Here is a 362-nt window from a genome sequence, read left to right as displayed (position 1 = left end):
TGACCAACGGGTTGTATCTAGTGATGAATCCGGCTAATAAGGTTCAAGCACTGATCGTGATTTTAGTGGCGGCTACGTTAGGCGGGCTCTTTTACGTAGTTTGTGTCCTTAAAAGTCGCTTAGCTGATGAAATTATCGGCGGACGTGCTGCGGGCTTACGAAGAATGCTTAAAATTAAGTAGGGGGGATCCTGTGCGAGTTGATAAGTTTTTGCACGATATGAATGTAGGTACTCGAAGTCAGATTCGGAAATTAATTAAGGAAAAGGCCGTTTTTGTTAATGACGTGGTGGCTAAATCTGGACGGGTGAAGGTTGACCCCGTGGTTGACCAAGTTCGTTTGGGAGAACAGGTGATTACTTA

General features: G+C 44.8%; 1 protein-coding gene and 1 pseudogene. Both read left to right on the top strand.

What is annotated here, in order from left to right; all coding sequences use genetic code 11:
• Positions 1–182 (top strand): annotated as a pseudogene (locus CP370_RS09595) (polysaccharide biosynthesis protein); the annotation flags it as partial.
• Positions 127–362: S4 domain-containing protein (locus tag CP370_RS10235; protein ID WP_255408040.1), on the top strand; the 236-nt coding region annotated here is incomplete at its 3' end. The pseudogene CP370_RS09595 and the gene CP370_RS10235, both read left to right, overlap by 56 nt.

The sequence above is a fragment of the Lactobacillus sp. UMNPBX19 genome (genome assembly GCF_002553805.1).
In the GTDB taxonomy this organism is placed as follows: Bacteria; Bacillota; Bacilli; order Lactobacillales; family Lactobacillaceae; genus Lactobacillus.
The sequence above is the reverse complement of the archived record's forward strand: the minus strand, read 5'-3'. Positions and strand labels throughout refer to the sequence as shown.